We start from the raw sequence: 24,485 nt of genomic DNA, 5'->3' as shown, positions 1-24,485 counted from the left end.
TCTTCGTCCGGCCCCGCCGGCAACCCCGCAGGAAAACAAAGTGCGACCCATCAAGAAATCCGCCAAGCTCGACAACGTCTGCTACGACATCCGCGGCCCCGTGCTGGAAAAGGCCAAGCAGATGGAAGAGGACGGCCACAAGATCATCAAGCTCAACATCGGCAACCTGGCCTCCTTCGGCTTCGACGCGCCGGAAGAGATCCAGCAGGACATGATCCGCAACCTGCCCAATTCGGCGGGCTATTCCGACTCCAAGGGCATCTTCGCGGCGCGCAAGGCCATCATGCACTACGCCCAGCAGAAGAAGGTCAAGGGCGTGGGCCTGGAAGACATCTACGTGGGCAACGGCGTTTCCGAACTGATCGTCATGTCCATGAACGCCCTGCTCAACCCGGGCGACGAAGTGCTGGTGCCGGCCCCCGACTATCCCCTGTGGACCGCCGCCGTCAGCCTTTCCAGCGGCACCCCGCGGCACTACATCTGTGACGAGGGCGCCGGCTGGCTGCCCGACCTGGACGACATCCGGGCCAAGATCACTGAGAACACCCGGGCCATCGTCATCATCAACCCCAACAACCCCACCGGCGCCCTCTATCCCGATGACCTGTTGAAGGAAATCGTCGAGATCGCCCGCCAGCACCACCTGATCATCTACGCCGACGAGGTGTACGACAAGGTGCTCTACGACGGCGTCGAACACACCGCCATCGGCTCCCTTTCGGAAGACGTGCTGACCATCAGCTTCAACGGCCTTTCCAAGAACTACCGTTCCTGCGGCTACCGGGCCGGCTGGATGATGGTCTCCGGCGACAAGCGTCCCGCCGCCGACTACATCGAAGGCCTCAACATGCTGGCCTCCATGCGCCTGTGCGCCAACGTGCCCGGCCAGTGGGCCATCCAGACCGCCCTGGGCGGCTACCAGAGCATCAACGACCTGGTGGCCGAGGGCGGCCGCATGCGCCGCCAGCGGGACGTGGCCCACGAGCTGATCACCGCCATTCCCGGGGTCACCTGCGTCAAGCCCAAGGCCACCCTGTACATGTTCCCGCGCCTGGACCCCAAGGTCTATCCGATCCAGGACGACCAGCAGTTCATCGCCGAACTGCTGCAGGAGGAGAAGGTGCTGCTGGTCCAGGGCACCGGTTTCAACTGGCCCGAGCCGGACCACTTCCGCCTGGTCTTCCTGCCCCATGTGGACGACCTCAAGGAAGCCGTCGGCCGCATCGACCGCTTCCTGGCCGGCTACCGCAAACGTCACGGCACCTGACCGCACCTGATTTTTCCAACCACGATAATTAACTCAGCAACTAGGGATCTTGCATATGAAAGCGATCAACGTCGGCCTGCTCGGCATCGGTACCGTCGGTGGCGGCACCTTCACCGTCCTCAAACGTAATGCGGAAGAAATTACCCGCCGGGCCGGCCGTCCCATCGAGATTTCCATCGTGGCCGATCGCAATCTGGACCTGGCCCGCCAGGTCACCAGCGGCGCCTGCAAGGTCACCGACGATGCCTTCGCCGTGGTCAGCGACCCCAATGTGGACATCGTCGTCGAACTGATCGGCGGCTACGGCGTGGCCAAGGACCTGGTCATGAAGGCCATCGAGAATGGCAAGCACGTGGTCACCGCCAACAAGGCCCTGCTGGCCACCCACGGCAACGAAATTTTCGCCGCCGCCCAGAAGAAGGGCGTCATCGTCGCCTTCGAAGCCGCCGTGGCCGGTGGCATCCCCATCATCAAGGCCCTGCGCGAAGGCCTTTCCGCCAACCGCATCGAGTGGGTGGCCGGCATCATCAACGGCACCACCAACTTCATCCTCTCCGAGATGCGCGACAAGGGCCTGTCCTTTGCCGACGTGCTGAAGGAAGCCCAGCGCCTGGGCTACGCCGAAGCCGACCCCACCTTCGACGTGGAAGGCGTGGACGCGGCCCACAAGCTGACCATCATGTCCGCCATCGCCTTCGGCATTCCCATGAGCTTCGACAAGGCCCACGTGGAAGGCATCACCAAGCTGGACGCCATCGACATCAAGTACGCCGAGCAGCTGGGCTACCGCATCAAGCTGCTGGGCGTGACCAAGCGCACCCCGGAAGGCGTGGAACTGCGCGTGCATCCCACCCTGATCCCGCAAAAGCGCCTCATCGCCAACGTGGAAGGCGCCATGAACGCCGTCCTGGTGAAGGGCGACGCCGTCGGCGCCACCCTCTACTACGGCAAGGGCGCCGGTGCCGAGCCCACCGCTTCCGCCGTCATCGCCGACCTGGTGGATGTCACCCGCCTGCACACCTCCGATCCGGAACACCGGGTGCCCCACCTGGCCTTCCAGCCGGACGCCGTGGTGGACCTGCCGATCCTGCCCCTGGCCGAAGTGCAGACCGCCTACTACCTGCGCCTGCGGGTGGAAGACAAGCCCGGCGTGCTGGCCGACATCACCCGCATCCTGGCCGACCAGTCCATCTCCATCGATGCCATGATCCAGAAGGAGCCGGGCGAGGGCGAAGTGCAGACCGACATCATCCTGCTCACCCACCAGACCCGGGAAAAGAACGTGGACGCGGCCATCGCCAAGATCGAAGCCCTGGCCGCCGTGCAGGGCCAGGTCACCCGCCTGCGCCTGGAAGAACTGCAGTAAGCCGCACCGCGCAGCCCTGACGGGCTGCGATGCAGCTAGGACGGGCATCTTCAGCCTGCCATCCCGGAAATGTCCGCCCCGTGCGGGTCTCCAGGGTGGTGCGGTGAAGGTGCCCGTCCTTTTTCTTTGGCAGGATGGGGCAAAAGGCCTTGGCCGCCTCAGGGGTTTTGCCTGTCTGGATCAAAGACGGAGCGGTGCCACCCGGACACAATGGGCGCTCCTGTTTTTACTCCGATCCCTGCGAGGACATCCATGCACGCCTGCGACCAACCCACTCCCCTGGCCCTCTATCCCTTCGACGCCCGGGGCGTTGCCAAGCGCTTCCGCCACGCCGCCATCTTCGGCGCCTTCGACGCCCTGTTCCCCGGCGAGACCATGCGCTTCTGCAACGACCACGACCCCCTGCCGCTGCTGGACCAGCTGCTCACCCGCTACGGCGACGGCATCTCCATTGCCTACGTGCAGCGCGAGCCGGGCGCCATCGTCATCGACTTCACCAAGCAGGGCTGAGGCAGCGCGCCGGCCAGCCCGGCGCCGCCCGATCCCGCCAGGCCGGCCTTGCGCCGGCCTTTTTTATCGCAACAGGCGAAGGGCGGTGGAAGGGGCGGTGTTGGCTTGGCCGAGAACTGCTGTTCCGGCCTGTTGCAGGATTTGATTGCGGGTCAGTCGGGCGGTCTCTTCGGCAAAATCCGCATCGGTGATGCGGCTGCGGGCGGCGCTGGTGTTCTCCACATAGGCCTGCACATTGGCCACCACCGCTTCGAAGCGGTTCTGCACCGAGCCGAAGGTGGCCCGCAGGTTGGCGATCTTGGCGATGTCCGCATCGACACTGCCGACCGCTGCCGCTGCCAGGGCCTGGTTGGTGATGTTGATGGTGCCGGTGGCGGTCATGCTCTGGTAGTAGGAATACAGGCCGGTGCCGACGCCTACCCAGCCGTAACCTGCAGCGGCGTTGGCGGCGGCATTGTTCACTGCCGCCAGGACGACTGCCGGTTTGGCGCCCGCATTGGCGTTATAGGCGGCTTCGGCGGCCTGGTAGGTGGCCCAGGCCGCATTCTGGGCCGGGCTGCCGCTGGTGAAGCCGCTGACGTTGTAGGTGTTGCTGCCCACCGTGGTGGTGAGTCCGCTGGTGACGAATTTGCGCAGGGCCTGGTCGGCGGCGGTGATGGCGGCCAGGGGCGAACTGCCGCCCTGGACGGCGCCGAGAATGGCGCTGGAGGCCTTGGCCGCCGGACTGGGACTGCCCAGGGATTGGGCCAGGTCCGTGGTGCTGACCTGGATGCGGTTGTCGCCGCTGCCGCTGTAGCCCACCTGGAAGGTCAGGGTGGAGGCGCCGGAGAGCAGGCGGGAGCCGTTGAAATCCGTGGTCTGCACGGTGCGGCTGATTTCCTGGGTCAGCTGGTCCACTTCCTTTTGCAGCTGGGAGCGGTTGCTGTCCACCATGGAGCCGTTGGCCGCCTGGATGGCGATTTCCCGGATGCGTTGCAGGTTGCCGCTGATCTGGCCCAGGGCCGACTCGGCCACCTGGCTCAGGGAAATGCCGTCGTTGGCGTTGCGCACCGCCTGGTTGCCGCCGCGGATGATGGTGCTGAGGCCCTCGGCGATGGCCATGCCGGCGGCGTCGTCCTTGGCGCTGTTGATGCGCAGGCCCGATGACAGGCGCTGCAGCGATTGGGCGAGGGTCCCGGACGAGCGCGCCAGGTTCTGCTGCACGGTCTGTGCGAGAACGTTGGTGTTAATGATCAGCGGCATCGGGCGTTCGTACCATCGGGATGGGCGGCTATTCCGTATTTTTTGCGGAGCAGGGGGCTACCCATCCCTATCGGCCTTGGGCCCGCCAACTTGAGGGTGTTGCCCGTATTCGTCCTTACGTTATGCCCTTGGGGCGCCAGGCTTCGGCAAGGGGAGCGGCCGTGGTATCCTTCGGCCCTTCCTTAAGTCCTTGAACGTCCCGGATTTTCCATGCGCTATCTGTCTACCCGCGGTGATGCAGCCTCCTCCCCGACCCAGTCCTTCTGCGACATCCTCCTCGGCGGCCTGGCCCCCGATGGCGGCCTCTACCTGCCGGAAACCTATCCCCAGGTGAGCCGGGCCGAGCTGGATGCCTGGCGCCAGCTGTCCTACGCCGAGCTGGCCTTTGCCGTGCTGTCCAAGTTCATCGACGACATTCCCCCGGCCGACCTCAAGGCCATCTGCGACAAGACCTATACCGCCCAGGTCTATTGCCATGCCCGTCCCGGCGACAACGCCGCCGACGTGACCCCCATCCACTGGCTGGAGCCTGGCAAGCTGGCCCTGCAGGAACTGTCCAACGGCCCCACCCTGGCCTTCAAGGACATGGCCATGCAGCTCCTGGGCAACCTTTTCGAGTACGTGCTGGCCAAGCGCGGCGAAGAGATCAACATTCTCGGCGCCACCTCCGGCGACACCGGCTCCGCAGCCGAGTACGCCATGCGCGGCAAGAAGGGCGTGCGCGTCTTCATGCTCTCCCCGGACGGCAAGATGAGCGCCTTCCAGCGGGCCCAGATGTATTCCCTGCAGGATGAGAACATCCACAACATCGCCGTGCGCGGCATGTTCGACGACGCCCAGGACATCGTGAAGGCCGTCTCCAACGACGCCGCCTTCAAGGCCAAGTACAAGATCGGCGCCGTCAATTCCATCAACTGGGCCCGCGTTGCCGCCCAGATCGTCTATTACTTCAAGGGCTACTTCGGCGCCACCGAGAACAACGACCAGCAGGTGGCCTTCTGCGTGCCTTCCGGCAACTTCGGCAACATCTGCGCCGGCCACATCGCCCGCATGATGGGCCTGCCCATCGGCAAACTGATCCTGGCCACCAACGAAAACAATGTGCTGGACGAGTTCTTCAAGACCGGTGTCTATCGGCCGCGCAAGACCGCCGAGACCTTCGTCACCTCCAGCCCCTCCATGGACATTTCCAAGGCCTCCAACTTCGAGCGTTTCGTCTTCGACCTGGTGGGTCGCGATCCGGCCAAGGTGCGGGAACTGTGGGCCCAGGTGGATGCAGGCCAGGCCTTCGACCTGCGCGGTACCCCCTACATGGACAAGCTGGCCGGCTTCGCCTTCGTCTCCGGCGCCAGCAGCCACGCCGACCGCCTGGCCACCATCCGTTCCTGCTGGGAAACCTATGGCGTCATGATCGACACCCACACCGCCGACGGTCTCAAGGTGGCCAGGGAAAACCCCATCGCCGGCATGCCCACGGTGGTGCTGGAAACGGCCCTGCCGGCCAAGTTCGCCGAGACCATCCGCGAGGCCCTGGGCCGGGAACCGGAAGTGCCCGCCGATCTCCAGGGCCTGGAAAAGCTGGCCCAGCGCGTCGAGGTCATGGACCCGGATGTGAATGCGGTAAAGGCCTTCATCCAGGCCCGGGTCTGACAGGTCTGGCGGGCCAGGAAACGGCCGGCCATTGCCGAACGGGGCACCTGCGGGTGCCCTTTTTCTTTGATGGAGCGATCAAGATGAGCCAACACGAAAAATTCTGGAGCGAGCGCTTCAGCGCCGCCGGCGAGGACTACCTTTTTGGTACCGCTCCCACCCGTTTTCTCGCCCTCCACGAATTCCTCCTGGGGGCGGGCAGCACCGCCCTGTCCGTGGCCGACGGCGAGGGACGCAACAGCGTCTGGCTGGCGGAGCAGGGCCTGCAGGTGACGGCGGTGGAAGTGTCGCCGGTGGCGGTGGGCAAGGCGCGTCGTCTGGCCGCCGGCCGGGGCGTCCTGGTGGATTTCCAGGTGGCGGACCTGCTGGCCTGGGCGTGGCCCGAGGCCGCCTACGACCTGGTGGTGGCCGTGTTCATCCAGTTCGCCAATCCGGCGGAACAGGAACGGATTTTTGCCGGCATGGCCCAGGCCCTGAAGCCGGGCGGTCGCCTGCTGCTGCACGGCTACACCCCGAAGCAGCTGGAATACCGCACCGGCGGCCCCAGTGCGGTAGAGAACCTGTACACGCCGGAACTGCTGCGCCAGGCCTTCGCCGGCCTGGAGATCGAGGAACTGCGGGAGTATGAGGCGGAACTGCATGAAGGCCTGGCCCATCGGGGCCGTTCGGCCCTGATTGACCTGGTGGCGAGAAAGCCGGGCTGAGGTTCAGCCCGGCAGGAATGGCGAGGCGCGGCTAGAGGTAGATGACGGCCGGGAACACGGCGGCAGCCAGGACCAGGACCAGCCATTCCAGATTGTGACGGGCGAGGAAGCCGGTGAAGTGCAGCACCAGCACGGCGATGGCGATGACGTAGAAAAGCGCGAACAGCATGTCGTTCCCCCGGTGACGACCCCGGCGGATGGCCCGCCGTGGCGGCGGAACCGGGGTTCTTCGGCCGATTATAGCCACCTGCTCCGGCGCTGCCGTGACATATTTGGCTCCCGGCCGGCCCGGGAACAAAGAGATGCAGGCCTGCCGGAGGGCAGGCCCCAGGCGGACGGGTAAGGCGCTGGGGAAGCCGGGGAGAGGCGGTGGAGAGCCGCTGCGGCGGCCCCTCAGCCCGCCTTGAAGCGCATGGAGAGATCCAGGGCCTGCACGTCCTTGGTCAGGCCGCCGATGGAGATGCGGTCCACCCCGGTTTCGGCGATGGCCCGCACCGTTTCCAGGCTGACGCCGCCGGAGGCTTCCAGCACGGCCTGGCCGGCGGCCAGGCGGGAGGCTTCCGCCATGTCGGCCAGGCTCATGTTGTCCAGCAGGACCATGGTGGCGCCGGCGGCCAGGGCCTGGCGCAGCTCCTCCAGGTTTTCCACTTCCACCTGGATGAACTTGCAGGGCACAGTTGCCGCGGCGGCCACGGCCTTGGCCGCCGCCATGGCCTGGGCGATGCCGCCGGCGGCCATGATGTGGTTTTCCTTGATCAGGATGGCGTCGTAGAGGCCGATGCGGTGGTTGTCGCCGCCGCCGCAGGTGACCGCGTATTTCTGGGCCAGGCGCAGGCCGGGCAGGGTCTTGCGGGTGTCCACGATGCGGGCCCTGGTGCCGGCCACCGTATCGACGAAGCGGCGGGTGCGGGTGGCGACGCCGGAGAGCAGCTGCAGGAAATTGAGGCCGGTGCGCTCGGCAGTGAGCAGGGCCCGGGCCGGGCCGGCGATGTCGCACAGCAGCTGGTTGGGCTGGACCCGGTCGCCGTCCTGGGCGTGCCAGGTGATGCGGCAGGCCGGATCCACCTTGCGGAAGGCGGCTTCGAACCAGGCGGTGCCGCACAGGGTGGCCTCTTCACGGGAAATCACCGTGGCCGTGCCGGGCTGGCCGGCCGGGATCAGCTGGGCCGTCAGGTCGCCGCCGGCCACGTCCTCGGCCAGGGCGCCATCCACATTGCGCTCGATTTCGGCGGCGGGGGGCAGTTGCAGGGTGAGTTGGGAATCCACGGGCTTGGGCACGGCAGGCTTTCGTTCATGTTAGATTGACCGGACGCAATTCTAACATCCGCAAAGGAGGCGCCATGGGCAGCGAAGCAATGGGTATCCTGCATGTCAGTCTGGGCGTCCTGCTCGCCCTGGGCCTGGCGGCGTGGCTGGTGTACTGGTATGTGCAGGACATCACCCAGAAGCGCCACACGGTGCTGCGCAACTACCCCATCGTCGGCCACCTGCGCTATTTCTTCGAGAAGCTGGGGGAGTACTTCCGCCAGTACTTCTTCCTCAACGACCGGGAGGAGCGCCCCTTCGACCGGGCCACCCGGGGCTGGATCTACCGCCTGGCCAAAAACGAGGGCGGCATCCTGGGCTTCGGCTCCACCTACGACTTGCACCAGACCGGCGCCATCCTCTTCGTCAATGCGCCTTTCCCCGTGCTCGACGAGGAACGCCTGCCGACGCCGCCCCTGGTCATCGGCGAGGGCTGGTGCGACAAGCCTTTCACCGGCCGTTCCCTGATCAACATCAGCGGCATGAGCTTCGGCGCCATTTCCAAGCCCGCCGTCCAGGCCCTGGCCCGGGGCGCCCAGATGGCCGGCTGCTGGATGGATACGGGGGAGGGCGGCCTTTCGCCCTACCACCTGGAAGGGGGCTGCGACATCATTTTCCAGATCGGCACCGCCAAGTACGGCTGCCGCGACGAGCAGGGGCGCCTGTCGGAGCAGAAACTGCGGGAGCTGGCGGCCCACGACAACGTGCGGGCCTTCGAGATCAAGCTGTCCCAGGGCGCCAAGCCGGGCAAGGGCGGGGTGCTGCTGGCGGCCAAGGTGACGCCGGAGATCGCCGCCATCCGCGGCATTCCCCTAGGCCAGGATTCCCTCTCGCCCAACCGGCACCGGGACATCGCCGACATGGAGCAGCTGCTGGACATGGTGCAGCGGGTGCGGGACGTCACTGGCAAGCCGGTGGGTATCAAGACCGCCATCGGCGGCTGGCAGTTCATGCACCTGCTCAACGAGGCGGTGCTGCGCCGGGGGCTGCACTGCGCTCCCGATTTCCTCGCCATCGACGGCGGCGAGGGCGGTTCCGGGGCGGCGCCCCAGGCCCTGGCGGACCACATGGCCCTGTCCATCATGGAGGCCCTGCCCCGGGTGGTGGATTCCCTGCTGGAGGCCGATCTCAAGGGCCGGGTGCGGGTCATCGCCGCCGGCAAGCTGGTGACCCCGGCCAAGGCCGCCTGGGCCCTGGCCTGCGGCGCCGATTTCGTCAATTCGGCGCGGGGCTTCATGTTCTCCCTGGGTTGCATCCAGGCTTTGCGCTGCCAGAGCAACACCTGTCCCACCGGCATCACCACCCACAACCCGCGCCTGCAGCGGGGCCTGGACGTGGAGGACAAGGCCGAGCGGGTGGCCGCCTACTGCCGCAACATGGGCAAGGAGATGGACATGATTGCCCACTCCTGCGGCCTGCGCCACGCCCGGGAATTCCAGCGGGAGCACGTGCGCATGGTGCAGCCCAACGGCGAGAGCGTGGCCCTCAACATGCTCTACCCCTATCCCCGTCCGGCCTAGCCGCGGCGGCTTTCCCGCCGCTGGGCCAGGGCCAGCCACAGGCCGCTGCCGGCGATGACGGCCATGCCGGCGGTGGTGAGGCCGTCCGGCAGGTGGCCGAAGACGATCCAGCCGAGCAGGGTGGCCCACAGCAGCTGCACGTAGAGGAAGGGCGACAGGGTGGAAGCCGGGGCGTGGCGGAAGGCGGCGATGAGCAGGAAATGGCCGCTGCCACCGAACAGCCCCATGGCGCACAGCAGGGCCCAGTCCCAGCCCTGGATGGCCGGGACGGCGCCGAACCAGGGTGCCGCCAGGGTCATGGTGAGGGTGCCCACCAGGGCGGTGTAGAAAAGCATGGTCAGGGTGTTCTCGGTGGGCGAGAGCTGGCGCGTCAGCAGTTGATAAACGGTGTAGCAGCCGGCGCAGGCCAGGGCCCAGGCGATGCCTTCCAGGTTGAGATCGCCGCCGGGGCGGGCGATGAAGAGCACGCCGATGAAGCCGACCCCCACCGCCAGCCAGCGGTTGAGACCGATCTTTTCCTTCAGCCAGGGACCGGCCAGGATGGCCACCAGCAGGGGCGTGATGAAGACCACGGCAGTGGTCTCGGCCAGGGGCATGTTGCGCAGGGCCGCCATCATGCAGGCGGTGACGCCCACCAGCAGCAGGGCGCGCAGGATCTGCAGCCCTGGCCGCCGCGTGCTGACCAGGCCCCGGCCCAGGCGGGGACCGAGAAAGACCAGCATCAGCAGGCAATGCACCAGGTAGCGGGCCCAGGCCAGGAAGGGAATGGGATAGGTGGCGGCCAGGGTCTTGGAGGTGGCATCCAGCAGGGCGAAGAAGAAGACGGCGGCGAGCATGAGCAGCACGCCCCGCAGGGGATGGCTGGGATGGGACATCGTTTTTCTTTTGACGGGCGGAGCGGCGCTCCGCGATAAGGGTCAGACGGCCGGCCGGCACCAGGCGTTGAACAGGGCCCTGGCCGCCACTGCCGTCTCCGAGGCAGTCAGACCGATGGGGCCGACGCCGGTTCCCGGCAAGGTGTCGGCGGCGGCGCCGTGCAGATGCACCGCCCCCAGCAGGGCTGCGCCCGGCTCCCAGCCCTGGGCCAGGAGCGCCACCGCCATGCCGGTCAGCACGTCGCCCTGGCCGGCGGCGGCCTGGCCCGGGTTGCCGCTGGTATTGATCCACCAGCACCCGTCCGGCGCGGCGACCACGGTGCCGGCGCCCTTGAGGGCGACCCAGGCGCCAAACTGCTCGGCCAGCTGCGTGGCGGCGCCGATGCGGTCAGCCTGCACTGCGGCCACTTCCGTGCCCAGCAGGCGCGCCGCTTCCGCCGGGTGGGGCGTGAGCAGCCGCGGCGCCTGGCGGGTGGCCAGGGCCTGGGCCAGGGTGGGGTCGGCCGCCAGCAGGTTGAGGGCATCCGCATCCAGGACCAGGGGCAGTGGGCCGGTAATGGCCCGGGACAGGAATTCCCTGACCTCCGGCGCCTGGCCCAGGCCCGGGCCCACGGCCAGGGCGGTGAGGGGGGCGGCCTCCAGGGCCGCGGCCGGACGCAGCATCAGTTCCGCCTGCTGGGGATCGAAGGCGGGGCCGTGGCGGTCCGCCAGGCCGACGAAGACCCGGCCGCAGCCCAGGAGCAGGGCGGCGCGGCCGGCGAGGAGGGCGGCACCGACCATGCCGGCGGCGCCGCCGAGAATGCCGGCGCTGCCGTAGCTGCCCTTGTGGCTGTTGCGGCGGCGGGGCTGCAAGTGGGCGGCGAAGTGTTCCCGGCCGATGCTCCAGCCGTCCGCCGGCACCAGGGCGGGGGCGTCCAGCTCCAGGGCGGCCAGATGCAGGGCGCCGCAGTGGTCCGGCCCGTCCAGGGTGAGCAGGCCCGGCTTGTGGGCGATGAAGGTGAGGGTGTGGCTGGCGCGGATGGCCGGCCCCAGGGCGCGGCCGCTGTCCGCATCGAGTCCGGAGGGGCAGTCCAGGGCCAGCAGGGGGCAATGGTCCCGCTCCGCCAGATGGTTGGCGGCGGCCACGGCATCGGCGTAGGCGCCGCTCAGGGGGCGTTGCAGGCCGATGCCGAAGAGGCCGTCCAGCACCAGGCCCCAGCGGGGGCAGGGGGGGATGGCGTCGAGGATGGCGCCGCCGGCCTCGAGGAAGGCTTGGCGGGCGGCCCGGGCGTCGGCCGGGGCCCGCTGGCCGTCGTCCCAGGCCACCACCTGTACGGCGAAGAAGCGGGCCTGCAGGTGGCGGGCGGTCACGTAGGCGTCGCCGCCGTTGTTGCCGGGGCCGGCCAGCACCAGCAGCGGGCCGGGGCGGCACAGGCTGGCGGCCAGGTCGGCGGCGGCCAGGCCGGCCCGTTCCATCAGGGGCTGCTTGCCGGTGGCGGCTTCGAGGGCGCGCAGGCCCTGGCTGCGGTAGAGGGGCAGGGCGGGGGGCGGGGGCGTCAGGGTGGCGGTCATGACTGGATTCTAGCGCTGCTCGAAGTGCCGGCGGGCACAACGTATCGTGTTGGCATGGATGGCCACGGTGTCGCCGATGTCCCGGGCGTAGCCGCCGGCCATGGCGATGGCCACGGGGATGCCCCGCTCCCGGCAGGCCGCCAGGACCCGCTCGTCGCGGGCCTCCAGGCCGGCCATGGTCAGGGAAAGGCGCCCCAGGCGGTCCCCGGCGTAGGGGTCGGCGCCGGCCAGGTAGATCGCCAGCTGGGGCCGGCAGCGGCTGAAGAGGTCCGCCAGTCCTTGTTCCAGGGCCGCCAGATAGGAGGCATCGTCGCAGCCGTCGGGCAGTTCGATGTCCAGGTCGCTGCGGGCCTTGGCGAAGGGATAGTTGCGGGCGCCATGGATGGAGAAGGTGAACACGCTGGCATCCCCTTCCAGGATGCGGGCGGTGCCGTCGCCCTGGTGCACGTCGCAGTCGATCACCGCCACCTGGCCCACCCCGTCCTGCGCCAGCAGGGCCCGGGCGGCCACGGCGGCATCGTTGAAGACGCAGAAGCCGGCGCCGGCGGCATGGGCGGCGTGGTGGGTGCCGCCCGCCAGATTGACGCCCCAGCCCTCCGCCAGGGCTGCCCGGCAGGCGCCCAGGGTGGCGCCGGCGGAGCGGCGGGAGCGCTCCACCATGGCGGCCGACCAGGGAAAGCCGATCTGGCGCATTTCCTCTGGCGTCAGCTGGCCGCTGCAGACCCGTTCCACGTAGGCCGGATCGTGGGCCCGGCAGAGGTCCTCGTGGCTGGCGGCCTCGGGCAGGATGAAGTCCGCCGGCGGGTAGCCTTCGTCGAGCAGGGTCTGGCGCAGGCGGGCGTACTTTTCCATGGGGAAACGGTGGCCCGGGGGCAGGGGCAGGACGAAGGTGTCGGAGTAGAAGAGCTGCATGCCTAGTAGTGATTTCTGCGCTTGTTCGATACGGGGATTCCCGTTAAGGTGGCAACTACAAAAATTTACAATATGCTGCTGTCAGTTTTTGCCGCCAATCAGCTGTACCGGAAGCGGGTCTGGCAACCGGCATTGGTCACCTGTCACCGCGCCCCAATAATGATGAAATACCTGTCCCGGGCCAGCATTCTGCCCATGTTCCTGATGATTTCTGCTCTGCCCGGCCAGGGGGCGGAGTCGGTTGCCGACCTTTCCGAACAGGATTTCCTCGCCGACGTGCCGGTGGTGCTGACCGCTTCCCGCCTGCGCCAGAATGTAGCAGATGCGCCGGCGGCGGTGACGGTGATCGACCGCCAGATGATCCGGGATTCCGGCGCCTGGAGCATTCCCGACCTGTTCCGTCTGGTGCCCGGCATGTATGTGGGGGAGGGAGCAGGCAAGGGGGCATTGGTGCCCAACACCATGGTCAGCTACCATGGCCTCTCCGATTCCTTTTCGCGCCGCATGCAGGTGCTGGTGGACGGCCGTTCCATCTACACCCCCCTCTTCGGCGGCGCCGTCTGGAGCACCTTGCCCCTGGCGCTGGAGGATATCGAGCGCATCGAGGTGATCCGTGGCCCCAACTCGGCTACCTACGGCGCCAATGCCTTCCTCGGCATCATCAACATCATCAGCCGCCAGGCTGCCGATGTTTCCGGCAGTATGGTCTCCCTGACCCAGAGTAGTCGCGGCAACGATTCCACCTTCCGCTTTGGTGGTCAGTCCGGGAGCCTGGACTACCGGATTACCGGCAGCCTCCGTGCCGACCAGGGCATCGAACTGCAGGCGCCCACGGCGCCAGGTCATTCCTTTTCCGCCCGGCGCCATGATGACAAGCGTCTGGCCAACCTCAGTTTCCGCGGTGATCTGCAACTGGGAAACCGGGATTCTCTGGAAATCCAAGCCGGTCTTTCCTCCGGAGATCACCAGTCTGGTCGCCGGGAATCACCCGGGGCCTATGAGGGCTCCCCTCCCCACACCAGGCAGTTGAACAGCTACTACGGCTCTCTGCGCTGGCAGCGTACTCTCAGTGCTGACGAGCAGCTTTCCCTTAAAGCCTATGCCAGCCGGGACGAGCAGAACCTGGACCTGTCCGCCCTACTCAGGGACCCCAAGGTCACCATTGCCGGTATGCCGTTCTACCTCGAGGTTCCCTATCCCCTGAACAGTCCCCAGCGGTTGGTGGCGGAGCGCTACGATGTGGAACTGCAGCACGCCTTCGCCCCTACTTCCTCGACACGTCTGGTATGGGGTGGTGGCGCCCGCCTGGACCGCTTTTCCAGTACCTACTATCTCAATTCAACGGAGCCGGTGGAGTTCCGCCAGCAGAACCTGTTTGCGAATCTGGAATGGCGGCCGACTGCCAAGTGGGTGCTCAACGCGGGAGGGATGCTGGAACGCAACAGCTTCACGGGTACCTACTGGTCGCCCCGGGTGGCGGCCAACTATCACTGGCAGCCCGGCCATACTTTGCGCCTGATCGCCAGTCGTGCCACCCATACCCCGACCATTTTCGAGGCGAAATCGGACATCCGCCTCAGCACTTCCTGGACACCTGCCTCCTGCGCCACGCTGAAGGCGTTTGGCCTAATTACTTCCTGCGCCTTTCCCTCCGTGCGCAGTGCCTATCACCAGGATGACCTGCGTTCTGAAACCATCGACTCCCGGGAACTAGGCTACTTGTGGGAGTTGCCGGGCGGCCATCTGGATTTCAAGTATTCCTACGACCGACTTGGAGATTTGCTGGAGACTTATCGGCCTGCCGGAAAGAGCTGGCAGGAGTACCGGAACGAAGGTAATGCCCAGGTTCGGGCGGCGGAAATGCAGTGGCAACAGAAAGTGGCTAGCAATACCCGCATTCATCTGGCTCTGGCGGCCTCCCGTATTTCCGGCTTCAGTTCGGAGCGCTCAGGTGCCTACGCAGAATCGGCGGCCTCCCACAGCCGTAGCATGTTGCTGGCCCACGATTTCGACCACCGCTGGACCGGCAGTCTGGCTTACTACGCAGTGGGGCGGCTGACGGTACAAGGCGATGGCGATCTGCAGACGCCCTACGAGCGGGTCGATGCCCGTCTGGCCTACCGCTTCCGCGACGGCGCTTACCAGGGCGAGGTCGCCTTCATCGTGCAGAACCTGTTCGACAAGCCCTATCAGGAGGTTTATTACGAAAACCTCATCGGCCGTCGTTCCTACGTCAATCTGCGGCTGGAATTCTGATTTCCCATGTCGCGCCTGTTCCCTTCCCCGGCCCTGCCTCGCCTGCGAATGCTTTGTCATATCGCATTGGCATTGCTGTGGCTGGGGCTGACGGCAGGTGCTGCACCGGCCGCGGCGGCGGATACGGTCGCCGTGGTCCTGAGCGAGCGGGGCGGTGTCTACGCCGAATTCCTTGACGCCCTGAATGCCGGCATGGCCCAGTCCCCGGGCCGGCGGGTGGTGCGGCTGACCGGGGTGGCGGCAGCCGGGGAAAAGATCGACGAGGCGGAACTGGGCGATGCCTCCCTGGTCCTGGCCGTAGGGGCCGGCGCCGCCAGGGCCCTGGCGCGGATGGAAGGGACGCCGCCGGTGTTGAGCGTCCTGGTGCCCCGCCTGACCTTCGAGCGGATCGCTGCCGAATCCGGGCGCCGCGCCCGGCCCGGCAGCTTTTCCGCCCTCTACCTGGACCAGCCCCTGTCGCGTCAGCTCAACCTGCTGCGCTTCGCCCTGCCCGGACGCAAGCGGGTGGCGGCGCTGCTGGGGCCCGAATCCGCCGCTCTGGCGCCGCGCCTGCGCAGTGCCGTGTCCCGGGCCGGCTTTGAACTGCAGATGGAGCAGGTGGCCGAGGAGGGGGACATCGTGCCCGCCCTCAACCGCCTGTTGCCGGGCACCGACGTGCTGCTGGCCCTGCCCGACGGCCTGGTGTTCAACCGCAACACGGCCCGGCCGGTGCTGCTCACCACCTATCGCCACCAGCGCCCGGTGGTGGGCTTTTCCCAGGCCTACGTGACTGCCGGAGCCCTGGCGGCGGTGTTCTCCACCCCGGCCCAGATGGGGCGTCAGACGGCCGAGTTCCTGCGCGGCCTGCCGGCGGGACGGGTGACCCTGGGGGCGCCCCTGTACCCGAGCTACTTCAGCGTCGCCGTCAATCGCAACGTGGCCCGTTCCCTGGGACTGGACCTGCCGGACGAGGGCGTGCTGCGGGAAGCCCTGGAAAAGGCGGGGGAGGGCGAATGATGCAGCACCTCTATCTGCGCCTGGTCGGCAGCATCCGCCAGCGGGCCCTGTGGCTGGCCCTGTTGCCGGCCGTGCTGGTGGCCACGGCCCTGGCCTCTTATTTCTCCATCACCGGCATGGGCGAACTGGACGAGGAACTGCGCCGGCGTGGCCACACCATCGTCCAGTACCTGGCGCCGGCCAGCGAGTACGGCCTCATCTCGGGCAACCGGCCCAGTCTGCAGGCCCTGGTCCAGGCCGCCATGCAGCAGCCCGACGTGCGCGCCGCCGTGGTGACGGACTTCCAGGGCCGGGTCCTGGCCATCAGCGGCCGCACCCAGCTGCCGGTGCGCCTGGCGGAGCAGGCCGGCGACCTGGTGGGGCTGCTGGCCAGCAGTCACGACACCCTGGGCTTCGTCGCCCCGGTGCGCCGCAGCCAGCTGGATATCGACGATTTCCTCAGCCTCGAGCCGATGCCGCCCCAGCCCCCCAGCAGCGACCGCCTGGGCTGGGTCTATGTGGAACTGTCCAGCGAAGACCTGCAGGCGCGCAAGTCGGCCCTGCTGCTGCATACCCTGCTGATCCTGACGGCCGGCCTGGGGGCCGGCGCCTACGTGGCCCTGCGCATGGCCCGTTCCCTCTCCCGTCCCGTGGGGCGCCTGTTGAAGGCCGTCGGACGCATGGCTGCCGGCGAGCTGGAGGCCCGGGTGGAGCAGGCCTCCGCCGGCGAACTGGGGGCCCTGGAACGGGGCTTCAACCACATGGCCAGCCGTCTCCAGGACATGCACGAATCCATGCAGGAGCGCATTGCCACCGCCACTGCCCAGCTGGCCCACCAGGCCAGCCACGATCCCCTCACCGGCCTGGCCAACCGGCGCGAATTCGAACTGCATCTGCAGGCCACCCTGGACGGGCGCGGTGGCGAAGAACTGCACCACGTGCTGTGCTACATCGACCTGGACCGCTTCAAGGTCGTCAACGACACCTGCGGCCACGCCGCCGGCGACGAACTGCTGCGCCAGATCACCCAGCTGCTGCGGCAGCGGGTGCGGGGGCAGGATCTGCTGGCCCGCCTGGGCGGCGACGAGTTCGGCCTGCTGCTGGAACGCTGCAGCCTGGAAGACGGCCTGCGGGTGGTGGAATCCCTGCGCCAGCTGGTGGAAGACTTCCGCTTCGTCTGGAACAACCGGGCCTTCGGCATTGGCGCCAGCATCGGCCTGGTGGAACTGGATTCCCGCATCCAGACCCTGGAGGAGGCCCTGGCCGCCGCCGACCAGGCCTGCTTCGCCGCCAAGGATCTGGGCCGCAACCGCATCCACGTCTACCAGGCCGACGATCGGGAGGTGGTGCGGCACCAGGGGGAAATGGACTGGGCCTCCCGCCTGACCCAGGCGGTGGAGGAAAACCGCCTGCTGCTCTACGCCCAGCCGGTGGTGCCCCTGGTTTCCGGCATTTCCTCCTGCCTGCGCTTCGAGGTCTTCCTGCGCCTGCTCAACGAACGGGGCGAGGTGGTGCTGCCGGAGGTGTTCCTGCCGGCGGCGGAGCGTTTCAACCTGATGCCCCGGCTGGATCGCTGGGCCATCGATGCGGCCTGCTCCGGCCTGCGCCGGCTGCTGGATCAGGAAAGCCCCCCCAGCCTGCAGTGCGGCATCAACCTCTCGGTGCAGACAGTGGGCCGGCCCGAGACCCTGGAATACATCGGCGAGCGCCTGCAGCACTACGACATTGCCCCGGCCTATCTCTGCTTCGAAGTGGCCGAGGCCGCCGCCAGCCGCCAGTTTGCCGAGGTGCAGACCTTCGCCCAGGGCCTGCGCCAGCTGGGCTGCGGCTTTGCCTTCGACGCTTTCGGCAGCGGCCTCTCCTCCTTCGCCTACCTGCGGGCCCTGCCACCGGACTATGTGAAGATCGACGGCGACCTGATCCACCGCATGACCGACGACCGGGTCAGCCAGACCCTGGTGCGGGCCATTCACGACATCAGCCGCCAGCTGGGCGTGGCCGCCGTGGCCGAGATGGTGGACGATGCTGCGGTTTTCGCCATGGTGCGGGAGATCGGCATCGAGCTGGGGCAGGGCACCTGGTTCGATCCGCCCCAGCTGTTCGAGGACTGGCTGGCGGTGTGCGAGGCCCGTCACGTCAATGGCGAGGCCGGCGTCTATTCGATCCTGCCGTCGCCGGCGGCCTGAGGCCGGCGAACTTTTCGCGTTTTTTGCGTTCTCTCCAGCAGAAGAGCCCGGGGTCGTGGATACAATGCGGTATCCAGGGCGCAGACGGGCAGGGGCGGGGAGCATGGGGAAGGATACGGAGCGTATCTCGATCAGGCTGGTGGTGGGACTCACCGCCGTCTTCCTGCTTTGCCTGTGGGCCTTCGTCGCCTACTGGAGCCTGCGCAGCCGCGATCTGGAAATCGATAGCACCCGGGTCACCCTGGTGCGCCTGTCCACCGCCGCGGAAGAGCAGGTGCGGCGCATGTTCAAGCTGGTGGAAGTCTTTCTCGACACCTCCGACCTGTGGCTGGCCAACCATCCCCAGGCCGATCCCCTCACCGATCCCCAGTTCTCCGCCCTGGTGCAAGGCTTCTACCGGGCTTCCGGCAATGCCATCCAGCTGCGCCTGGTGAAGCGCGACGGCGCCCTCTACCGCATTCCCGCCGAAGGCCCCAAGCCCAACGCCCGGGTCGGCGACCGGGACTATTTCCTCGCCCAGGGCGACGCCGGACGGCGCGGCTTCTACATCGGCACCCCGGTGCAGAGCCGGGAGAACGGCCACTGGCTGATCCCCATCTCCGTGCCCCTGCAGCGGAGCAGCCACGACGTGACGGTGCTGCTCGCCTCCATCCGGGTGGACTATTTCGCCGGCGTCTTCGAGCAGGAGCGCATCCGCCCCAACGGCGCCATCACCCTGCTGCGCCGGGACGGCACCCTGCTGGCCCGGGCTCCCCACCTGCCCCAGTTGCTGGGCAAGTCGGCGGCCCAGACCGACGTCTTTGCCGACTTCCTGCCCCGGGCGCCCCGGGGGGTGGAGTTTTCTTCCTCCAGCGCCACCGACGGCGTCAGCAAGCTCACCTCCTATGCCGCCATGGACGATTTTCCCCTGGTGGTGGTGGTGGCCGCCGCCACCGACGACATCCTGGCCCGCTGGGAGCTGGACGCCACGGTCATCACCCTGGTGGGGCTGATCCTCACCGTCTTCGCCCTGGCCGCTTCCGGCCGCCTCATCTGGCTGTTGCGGGACCAGGAACGGGCCCGCTGCGAACTGTTCCGCATGGCCAGCACCGACGACCTGACGGGCTGCCTCAACCGGCGTCATTTCATGGCCTCCCTGACCCGGGAGTTTTCCCGCAGTCAGCGCCACGACGACGACTTCAGCCTGATGGTGCTGGACCTGGATTTCTTCAAGCGCATCAACGACGGCTATGGCCATGCCGTCGGCGACAAGGCCCTCGGCGCCTTTGTCGCCGCCGCCCAGTCCTGCCTGCGCCAGTCCGACCAGTTCGCCCGCCTGGGGGGTGAGGAATTCGGCATCCTGCTGCCGGTGACCACGGTGGAACAGGCTCAGCCCGTGGCCGAGCGCCTGCGCCAGAAGGTGGCCGAGATCCGCATCCCGACGCCCCAGGGCGTGGTGCAGTTCACCGTCAGCATCGGCATTGCCGCTTACAGCAGCGATCTGGCCTCGGCGGAAGAACTGCTGCTGCAGGCCGACCGGGCGCTCTACGCCGCCAAGGGGGCCGGGCGCAACCGGGTGGTGGCGGCGCCGCCTGCCGGGCTCCCCGCAGACACCGTCGTTACCCCGGGCTAGGGGGGCGCCAAGCGGGTATAATCCCGCCTTTCGCCTTACCCCTTCAGCCACTCCCTCTCGAAATCCCATGGCCGACATCATCTTCCTGCGTGGCGCTCCCGCCTTTTCCGCTTTCCGTCTGCAACGTCTCCAGGCTCGATTGAGCGCCGCCGTGCCCGCCGTGGCCGGGGTGGAAGCGGACTACTGGCACTTCGTGCAGCTCGACCAGCCCCTGGCCGACGATGCCCGCGGCCAGTTGGCCAGACTGCTCGAAGAGCGTCACGGCGAGGAACGCGGCGACGACCTGGAACTGTTCCTGGTGACGCCCCGCATCGGCACCATTTCCCCCTGGTCCTCCAAGGCCACCGACATTGCCATCAATGCGGGCCTTGCCGCCGTCGAACGCATCGAGCGGGGCATCGCCTACTGGGTGCGCACCCCGGGCGGCCGCAGCCTTTCCGCCGAGGAGCGGGCTGCCGTGGCGGCCCAGCTGCACGACCGCATGACCGAATCCGTCATGGCCGACTTCGACGAGACCGCCGGCCTGTTCCGCCATTTCGAAGCCCAGCGCCTGTCCCGCGTGGACCTGCTGGCCGGCGGCCGGCCCGCCCTGGTGGCGGCCAACACCGACCTGGGCCTGGCCCTGTCGGAGGACGAAATCGACTACCTGCTGGACATCTACCAGAAGGCGGGGCGCAACCCCACCGACGTGGAACTGATGATGTTCGCCCAGGCCAACTCCGAACACTGCCGCCACAAGATCTTCAACGCTGCCTGGGTGGTGGATGGGGAAGCCCGCGACGAGACCCTGTTCGGCATGATCAAGGCCACCCACAAGGCCAATCCCCAGGGCACGGTGATGGCCTATGCGGACAACGCCTCCATCATCGAGGGTGCCACGGTGCCCCGTTTCTACCCCCAGGCCGACGGCTCCTACGCCTACAGGGAAGAGCTGACCCACATCCTGACCAAGGTGGAAACCCACAACCACCCCACCGCCATTTCTCCCTTCCCCGGCGCCTCCACCGGCTCTGGCGGCGAGATCCGCGACGAGGGCGCCACCGGCCGCGGCTCTAAGCCCAAGGCCGGCCTCTGCGGTTTCTCCGTCTCCAACCTGTTCGTGCCCGGTGCCGAACGGCCCTGGGAAACCAGCATCGGCAAGCCCTCCCGCATCGCCTCGGCCCTCTCCATCATGCTGGAAGGCCCCATCGGCGCCGCTGCCTTCAACAACGAATTCGGCCGCCCCAACCTGACCGGCTACTTCCGCACCTATGAAGAAAACGTGGGTCCGGAAGTGCGCGGCTACCACAAGCCCATCATGATCGCCGGCGGCCTGGGCAACATCGAGGACGGCCAGTCCTTCAAGGCCGAAGTGTTCCCCGCCGGCACCCTGCTGGTGCAGCTGGGCGGCCCCGGCATGCTCATCGGCCTGGGCGGCGGCGCCGCTTCCTCCATGGCCACCGGCGCCAACAACGAGGACCTGGACTTCGCCTCCGTGCAGCGGGGCAACCCGGAAATCCAGCGCCGCGCCCAGGAAGTGATCGACCGCTGCTGGCAGATGGGCGTGCCGAAGAACGACATCGCCGCTCCCGGCGACGGCAACCCCATCCTCTCCATCCACGACGTGGGTGCCGGCGGCCTGTCCAATGCCTTCCCCGAACTGGCCCACTCCGGCCAGTGCGGCGCCACCTTCGACCTGCGCGCCGTGCCCATCGAGGAACCGGGCATGAGCCCGGCGGAAATCTGGAGCAACGAATCCCAGGAACGCTACGTCCTGGCCCTGCCGCCTTCCCGCCTGGAAGAATTCAAGGCCCTGTGCGAGCGGGAGCGCTGCCCCTTCGCCGTGGTCGGCGTCACCACCGCCGATGGCCGCCTCAAGGTGACCGATGCCAAGCTGGGCGAGGACCCGGTGGACATGGACATGGAAGCCCTGCTCGGCAAGCCGCCGCGCATGACCCGGGAGGCCGTGCACCAGGCGCCCGCCGCCGTGCCCTTCGCCGCCGACAGCATCAATCTCAAGGATGCGGGCTACCGGGTGCTGCAGCTGCCCTCCGTGGCCGACAAGACCTTCCTCATCACCATCGGCGACCGTTCCGTCGGCGGCATGACCGCCCGGGACCAGATGGTCGGCCCCTGGCAGGTGCCTGTGGCCGACGTGGCCGTGACCCTGATGGGCTACCAGGGCTACCAGGGCGAAGCCTTCGCCATGGGCGAGCGCACCCCCCTGGCCGTGCTCGACGCCCCCGCTTCCGGCCGCATGGCCGTGGGCGAGGCGGTGACCAACCTGGCCGCTGCCCCCATCAACAAGCTCTCCGACGTCAAGCTCTCCGCCAACTGGATGGCCGCTGCCGGCTACCCGGGCGAGGACGCCCGCCTCTTCGATACCGTAAAGGCCACCTCCGAGGTGTGCCAGGCCCTGGGGCTTTCCATCCCCGTGGGCAAGGATTCCCTCTCCATGCGCACTGCCTGGGAAGAGGGCGGTGCAAAGAAGCAGGTGGTCTCCCCCCTGTCCCTCATTGTCACCGGCTTCGCCCACAGCCCGGATGTGCGCCGCACCCTGACCCCGGTGCTGCAGCTGGACCAGGGCGAAACCGAACTGCTGCTGCTGGACCTCTCCGCCGGCAAGAACCGCCTGGGCGGCTCCGCCCTGGCCCAGGTGTACAACGCCACCGGCGAACAGGTGCCCGATCTGGATGAGCCCAAGCTGCTGGCAGCCTTCTTCGCCGTGGTGCAGAAGCTCAACCAGGACGGCCTGCTGCTGGCCTACCACGACCGTTCCGACGGCGGCCTCTTCGCCGCTGCCTGCGAGATGGCCTTTGCTTCCCGTTGTGGTATCACCATCAACGCCGACATCCTGGCCTACGACCCCCTGCAGAACGATGTGGATGGCGCCGAGAAGCGCCCCGACCTGCTCGAGGGCCGCTCCATGGAGCTGCTGGTCAAGGCCCTCTTCAACGAGGAACTGGGCGCCCTGGTGCAGATTCGCCGGGCCGACCGGGAGAAGATCACCGCCATCCTGCGCGAGGCCGGCCTGGGCCAGTGCTACGCCCTGGTGGGTTACCCCAACGACCGGGACCAGGTGCGCGTCTTCCGCAACGCCAAGCCCCTCTTCTCCGAGAGCCGGGTGGACCTGCAACGGGCCTGGTCCGAGACCTCCTACAAGCTGCAGTCCCTGCGCGACAACCCGGACTGCGCCCAGCAGGAATTCGACCGCATCCTGGACACCCAGGACCCGGGCCTCTCCGCCAGCCTCACCTTCGATATCGCCGAAGACGTGGCCGCCCCCTTCATCAACAGCGGCACCAAGCCGAAGATGGCCATCCTGCGCGAGCAGGGCGTGAACAGCCATTACGAGATGGCCGCCGCCTTCGACCGGGCCGGCTTCCATTCCGTCGATGTGCACATGAGCGACATCCTGGCCGGCCGGGTCTCCCTGCAGGACTTCAAGGGTGCCGTGGCCTGCGGCGGCTTCTCCTACGGCGACGTGCTCGGCGCCGGCCAGGGCTGGGCCAAGACCATCCTGTTCAACGGCAAGGCCCGGGACGAGTTCTCCGCCTTCTTCCAGCGCCCCGATACCTTCGCCCTGGGTGTCTGCAACGGCTGCCAGATGATGAGCGCCCTCAAGGAACTGGTGCCCGGTGCCGAGCACTGGCCCGCCCTGCAGCGCAACATCGTGGAGCAGTTCGAAGCCCGCTTCGTCATGGCTGAAGTGACCGAGTCGCCTTCCCTGTTCTTCGCCGGCATGGCAGGTTCCCGCATGCCCATCGTCGTCTCCCACGGCGAGGGCCGGGCCGAGTTCGCCAACGCCCAGGACCAGGCCAAGGCCCTGGTGGCCCTGCGCTATGTGGACAACAAGGGTGCGCCCACCGAGGTCTATCCCTACAACCCCAACGGCTCGCCTGCCGGCGTCACCGGCTTCACCACCGCCGACGGTCGCTTCACCATCATGATGCCGCATCCGGAACGGGTCTTCCGCTCCGTGCAAATGTCATGGCATCCTAGCGCCTGGGGCGAAGACAGCCCCTGGATGCGCATGTTCCGCAACGCCCGCCGCTGGGTGGGCTAGGAACACCCAGGGCCGGGAGCGGCAGCCGGACAGAAGATCCGGCGCCGCGCCACAGGAACGGCCCTCAACTTTCAGGGAGGTATGCGATGGCATTCATGCCATGGACCAAGGAGCTGGAACTGGGGCTGGCCGAGATCGACCGGCAGCACCACTGGCTCGTGGATCAGACCAACGCGCTGCACGACGAGCTGTCCGCCCCGGCCCCCAGCCGGGACAAGGTGGGACAGATTTTGGAGGGGCTGGTGGATTACACCCACAACCACTTCATCGTCGAGGAGGTGTTGTTCCAGCAGTTCGGTTACCCGGAAACCCCGGCCCACAAGGCCGAACACGACGGTTTCACGGGCAAGGCCATGGATCTGCTGATGCGTTTCGAGGATGGGGAAGAGGTGACCATGGAGGCCCTGGATTTCCTCAAGGAATGGCTGGTGCACCACATCTGCCAGGTGGACCGGGCCTACGTGCCTTTCCTCAAGTCCAAGGGCGCCCTCTAGCCGCCCGCTAACGAC

18 protein-coding genes are annotated in these 24,485 nt (G+C 67.6%); 12 read left to right on the top strand and 6 right to left on the bottom strand.

All coding sequences use genetic code 11. The features are described 5' to 3' along the window. The first annotated feature begins 40 nt into the window (after positions 1-40). From AC3QLZ_RS03545 to AC3QLZ_RS03535, 3 genes are all read left to right on the top strand, one after another. Positions 41-1,267, top strand: coding sequence for a pyridoxal phosphate-dependent aminotransferase (locus tag AC3QLZ_RS03545; protein WP_205231244.1), 1,227 nt, complete (start codon positions 41-43; stop codon positions 1,265-1,267). A 55-nt stretch (positions 1,268-1,322) separates the two neighbouring features. Continuing rightward, a complete protein-coding gene (locus AC3QLZ_RS03540; protein ID WP_492783350.1) occupies positions 1,323-2,633 on the top strand; it encodes a homoserine dehydrogenase in 1,311 nt (436 codons plus the stop codon). Between the two features lie 252 nt (positions 2,634-2,885). After that, positions 2,886-3,143 (top strand): DUF2249 domain-containing protein, encoded by a 258-nt coding sequence (locus AC3QLZ_RS03535; RefSeq protein WP_014237922.1) that lies wholly within the window; start codon positions 2,886-2,888, stop codon positions 3,141-3,143. Positions 3,144-3,206: 63 nt separating this feature from the next. Here AC3QLZ_RS03535 and AC3QLZ_RS03530 read toward each other — a convergent pair whose 3' ends face one another. Continuing rightward, positions 3,207-4,385 (bottom strand): flagellin N-terminal helical domain-containing protein, encoded by a 1,179-nt coding sequence (locus tag AC3QLZ_RS03530; protein WP_492783349.1) that lies wholly within the window; start codon positions 4,383-4,385, stop codon positions 3,207-3,209. Positions 4,386-4,595: 210 nt separating this feature from the next. Between AC3QLZ_RS03530 and thrC the strand changes: the two genes are divergently transcribed. Both thrC and AC3QLZ_RS03520 read left to right on the top strand, forming a co-directional pair. Further along, positions 4,596-6,035, top strand: a complete 1,440-nt coding sequence (gene thrC, locus AC3QLZ_RS03525; protein WP_492783348.1) for a threonine synthase — start codon at positions 4,596-4,598, stop codon at positions 6,033-6,035. Between the two features lie 83 nt (positions 6,036-6,118). Further along, positions 6,119-6,739: a class I SAM-dependent methyltransferase gene (locus AC3QLZ_RS03520; protein WP_492783347.1), complete on the top strand. Its 621-nt coding sequence runs from the start codon at positions 6,119-6,121 to the stop codon at positions 6,737-6,739. Positions 6,740-6,770: 31 nt separating this feature from the next. On the opposite strand, the gene AC3QLZ_RS03515 is transcribed toward AC3QLZ_RS03520, so the two are convergent. Beyond that, positions 6,771-6,908, bottom strand: a complete 138-nt coding sequence (locus AC3QLZ_RS03515; protein ID WP_014237918.1) for a hypothetical protein — start codon at positions 6,906-6,908, stop codon at positions 6,771-6,773. Between the two features lie 224 nt (positions 6,909-7,132). After that, positions 7,133-8,017, bottom strand: a complete 885-nt coding sequence (gene nadC / locus AC3QLZ_RS03510) for a carboxylating nicotinate-nucleotide diphosphorylase (protein ID WP_492783346.1) — start codon at positions 8,015-8,017, stop codon at positions 7,133-7,135. A 62-nt stretch (positions 8,018-8,079) separates the two neighbouring features. Between nadC and AC3QLZ_RS03505 the strand changes: the two genes are divergently transcribed. Next, positions 8,080-9,564 carry an FMN-binding glutamate synthase family protein gene (locus AC3QLZ_RS03505; protein ID WP_492783345.1) on the top strand — a complete coding sequence of 495 codons (1,485 nt, stop codon included), beginning with the start codon at positions 8,080-8,082 and terminating at the stop codon, positions 9,562-9,564. On the opposite strand, the gene AC3QLZ_RS03500 is transcribed toward AC3QLZ_RS03505, so the two are convergent. From AC3QLZ_RS03500 to AC3QLZ_RS03490, 3 genes are read right to left on the bottom strand one after another with little or no spacing between them, the layout of a single operon-like run. Further along, entirely contained in the window at positions 9,561-10,439 is an 879-nt protein-coding gene (locus tag AC3QLZ_RS03500; RefSeq protein WP_205231238.1) for a DMT family transporter, read from the bottom strand. The genes AC3QLZ_RS03505 and AC3QLZ_RS03500 overlap by 4 nt on opposite strands. Before the next feature lie 42 nt (positions 10,440-10,481). Next, positions 10,482-11,990 (bottom strand): NAD(P)H-hydrate dehydratase, encoded by a 1,509-nt coding sequence (locus AC3QLZ_RS03495; RefSeq protein WP_492783344.1) that lies wholly within the window; start codon positions 11,988-11,990, stop codon positions 10,482-10,484. 9 nt (positions 11,991-11,999) lie between these two features. Further along, a complete protein-coding gene (locus tag AC3QLZ_RS03490) occupies positions 12,000-12,902 on the bottom strand; it encodes a histone deacetylase family protein (protein WP_492783343.1) in 903 nt (300 codons plus the stop codon). A gap of 159 nt (positions 12,903-13,061) precedes the next feature. Between AC3QLZ_RS03490 and AC3QLZ_RS03485 the strand changes: the two genes are divergently transcribed. The 6 genes from AC3QLZ_RS03485 (at position 13,062) to AC3QLZ_RS03460 (ending at position 24,470) form a co-directional block, all read left to right on the top strand. Further along, positions 13,062-15,158 (top strand): TonB-dependent receptor plug domain-containing protein, encoded by a 2,097-nt coding sequence (locus tag AC3QLZ_RS03485; RefSeq protein WP_492783342.1) that lies wholly within the window; start codon positions 13,062-13,064, stop codon positions 15,156-15,158. A 66-nt stretch (positions 15,159-15,224) separates the two neighbouring features. After that, positions 15,225-16,154 carry an ABC transporter substrate-binding protein gene (locus AC3QLZ_RS03480; protein WP_492783341.1) on the top strand — a complete coding sequence of 310 codons (930 nt, stop codon included), beginning with the start codon at positions 15,225-15,227 and terminating at the stop codon, positions 16,152-16,154. Next, entirely contained in the window at positions 16,151-18,319 is a 2,169-nt protein-coding gene (locus AC3QLZ_RS03475) for an EAL domain-containing protein (RefSeq protein ID WP_492783340.1), read from the top strand. The genes AC3QLZ_RS03480 and AC3QLZ_RS03475 overlap by 4 nt, the downstream gene beginning before the upstream one ends. Before the next feature lie 103 nt (positions 18,320-18,422). After that, positions 18,423-19,931 (top strand): sensor domain-containing diguanylate cyclase, encoded by a 1,509-nt coding sequence (locus AC3QLZ_RS03470; RefSeq protein WP_492783339.1) that lies wholly within the window; start codon positions 18,423-18,425, stop codon positions 19,929-19,931. Between the two features lie 67 nt (positions 19,932-19,998). After that, on the top strand, positions 19,999-23,976 hold the full coding sequence (purL, locus tag AC3QLZ_RS03465; protein ID WP_130458654.1) for a phosphoribosylformylglycinamidine synthase: 3,978 nt from the start codon (positions 19,999-20,001) through the stop codon (positions 23,974-23,976). 86 nt (positions 23,977-24,062) lie between these two features. Beyond that, a complete protein-coding gene (locus AC3QLZ_RS03460) occupies positions 24,063-24,470 on the top strand; it encodes a bacteriohemerythrin (protein WP_130458653.1) in 408 nt (135 codons plus the stop codon). Positions 24,471-24,485 lie beyond the last annotated feature (15 nt).

The sequence above is a fragment of the Azospira sp. MPR-LB4 genome (assembly GCF_058809525.1).
This window is presented reverse-complemented; position numbering and strand designations above follow the sequence as displayed.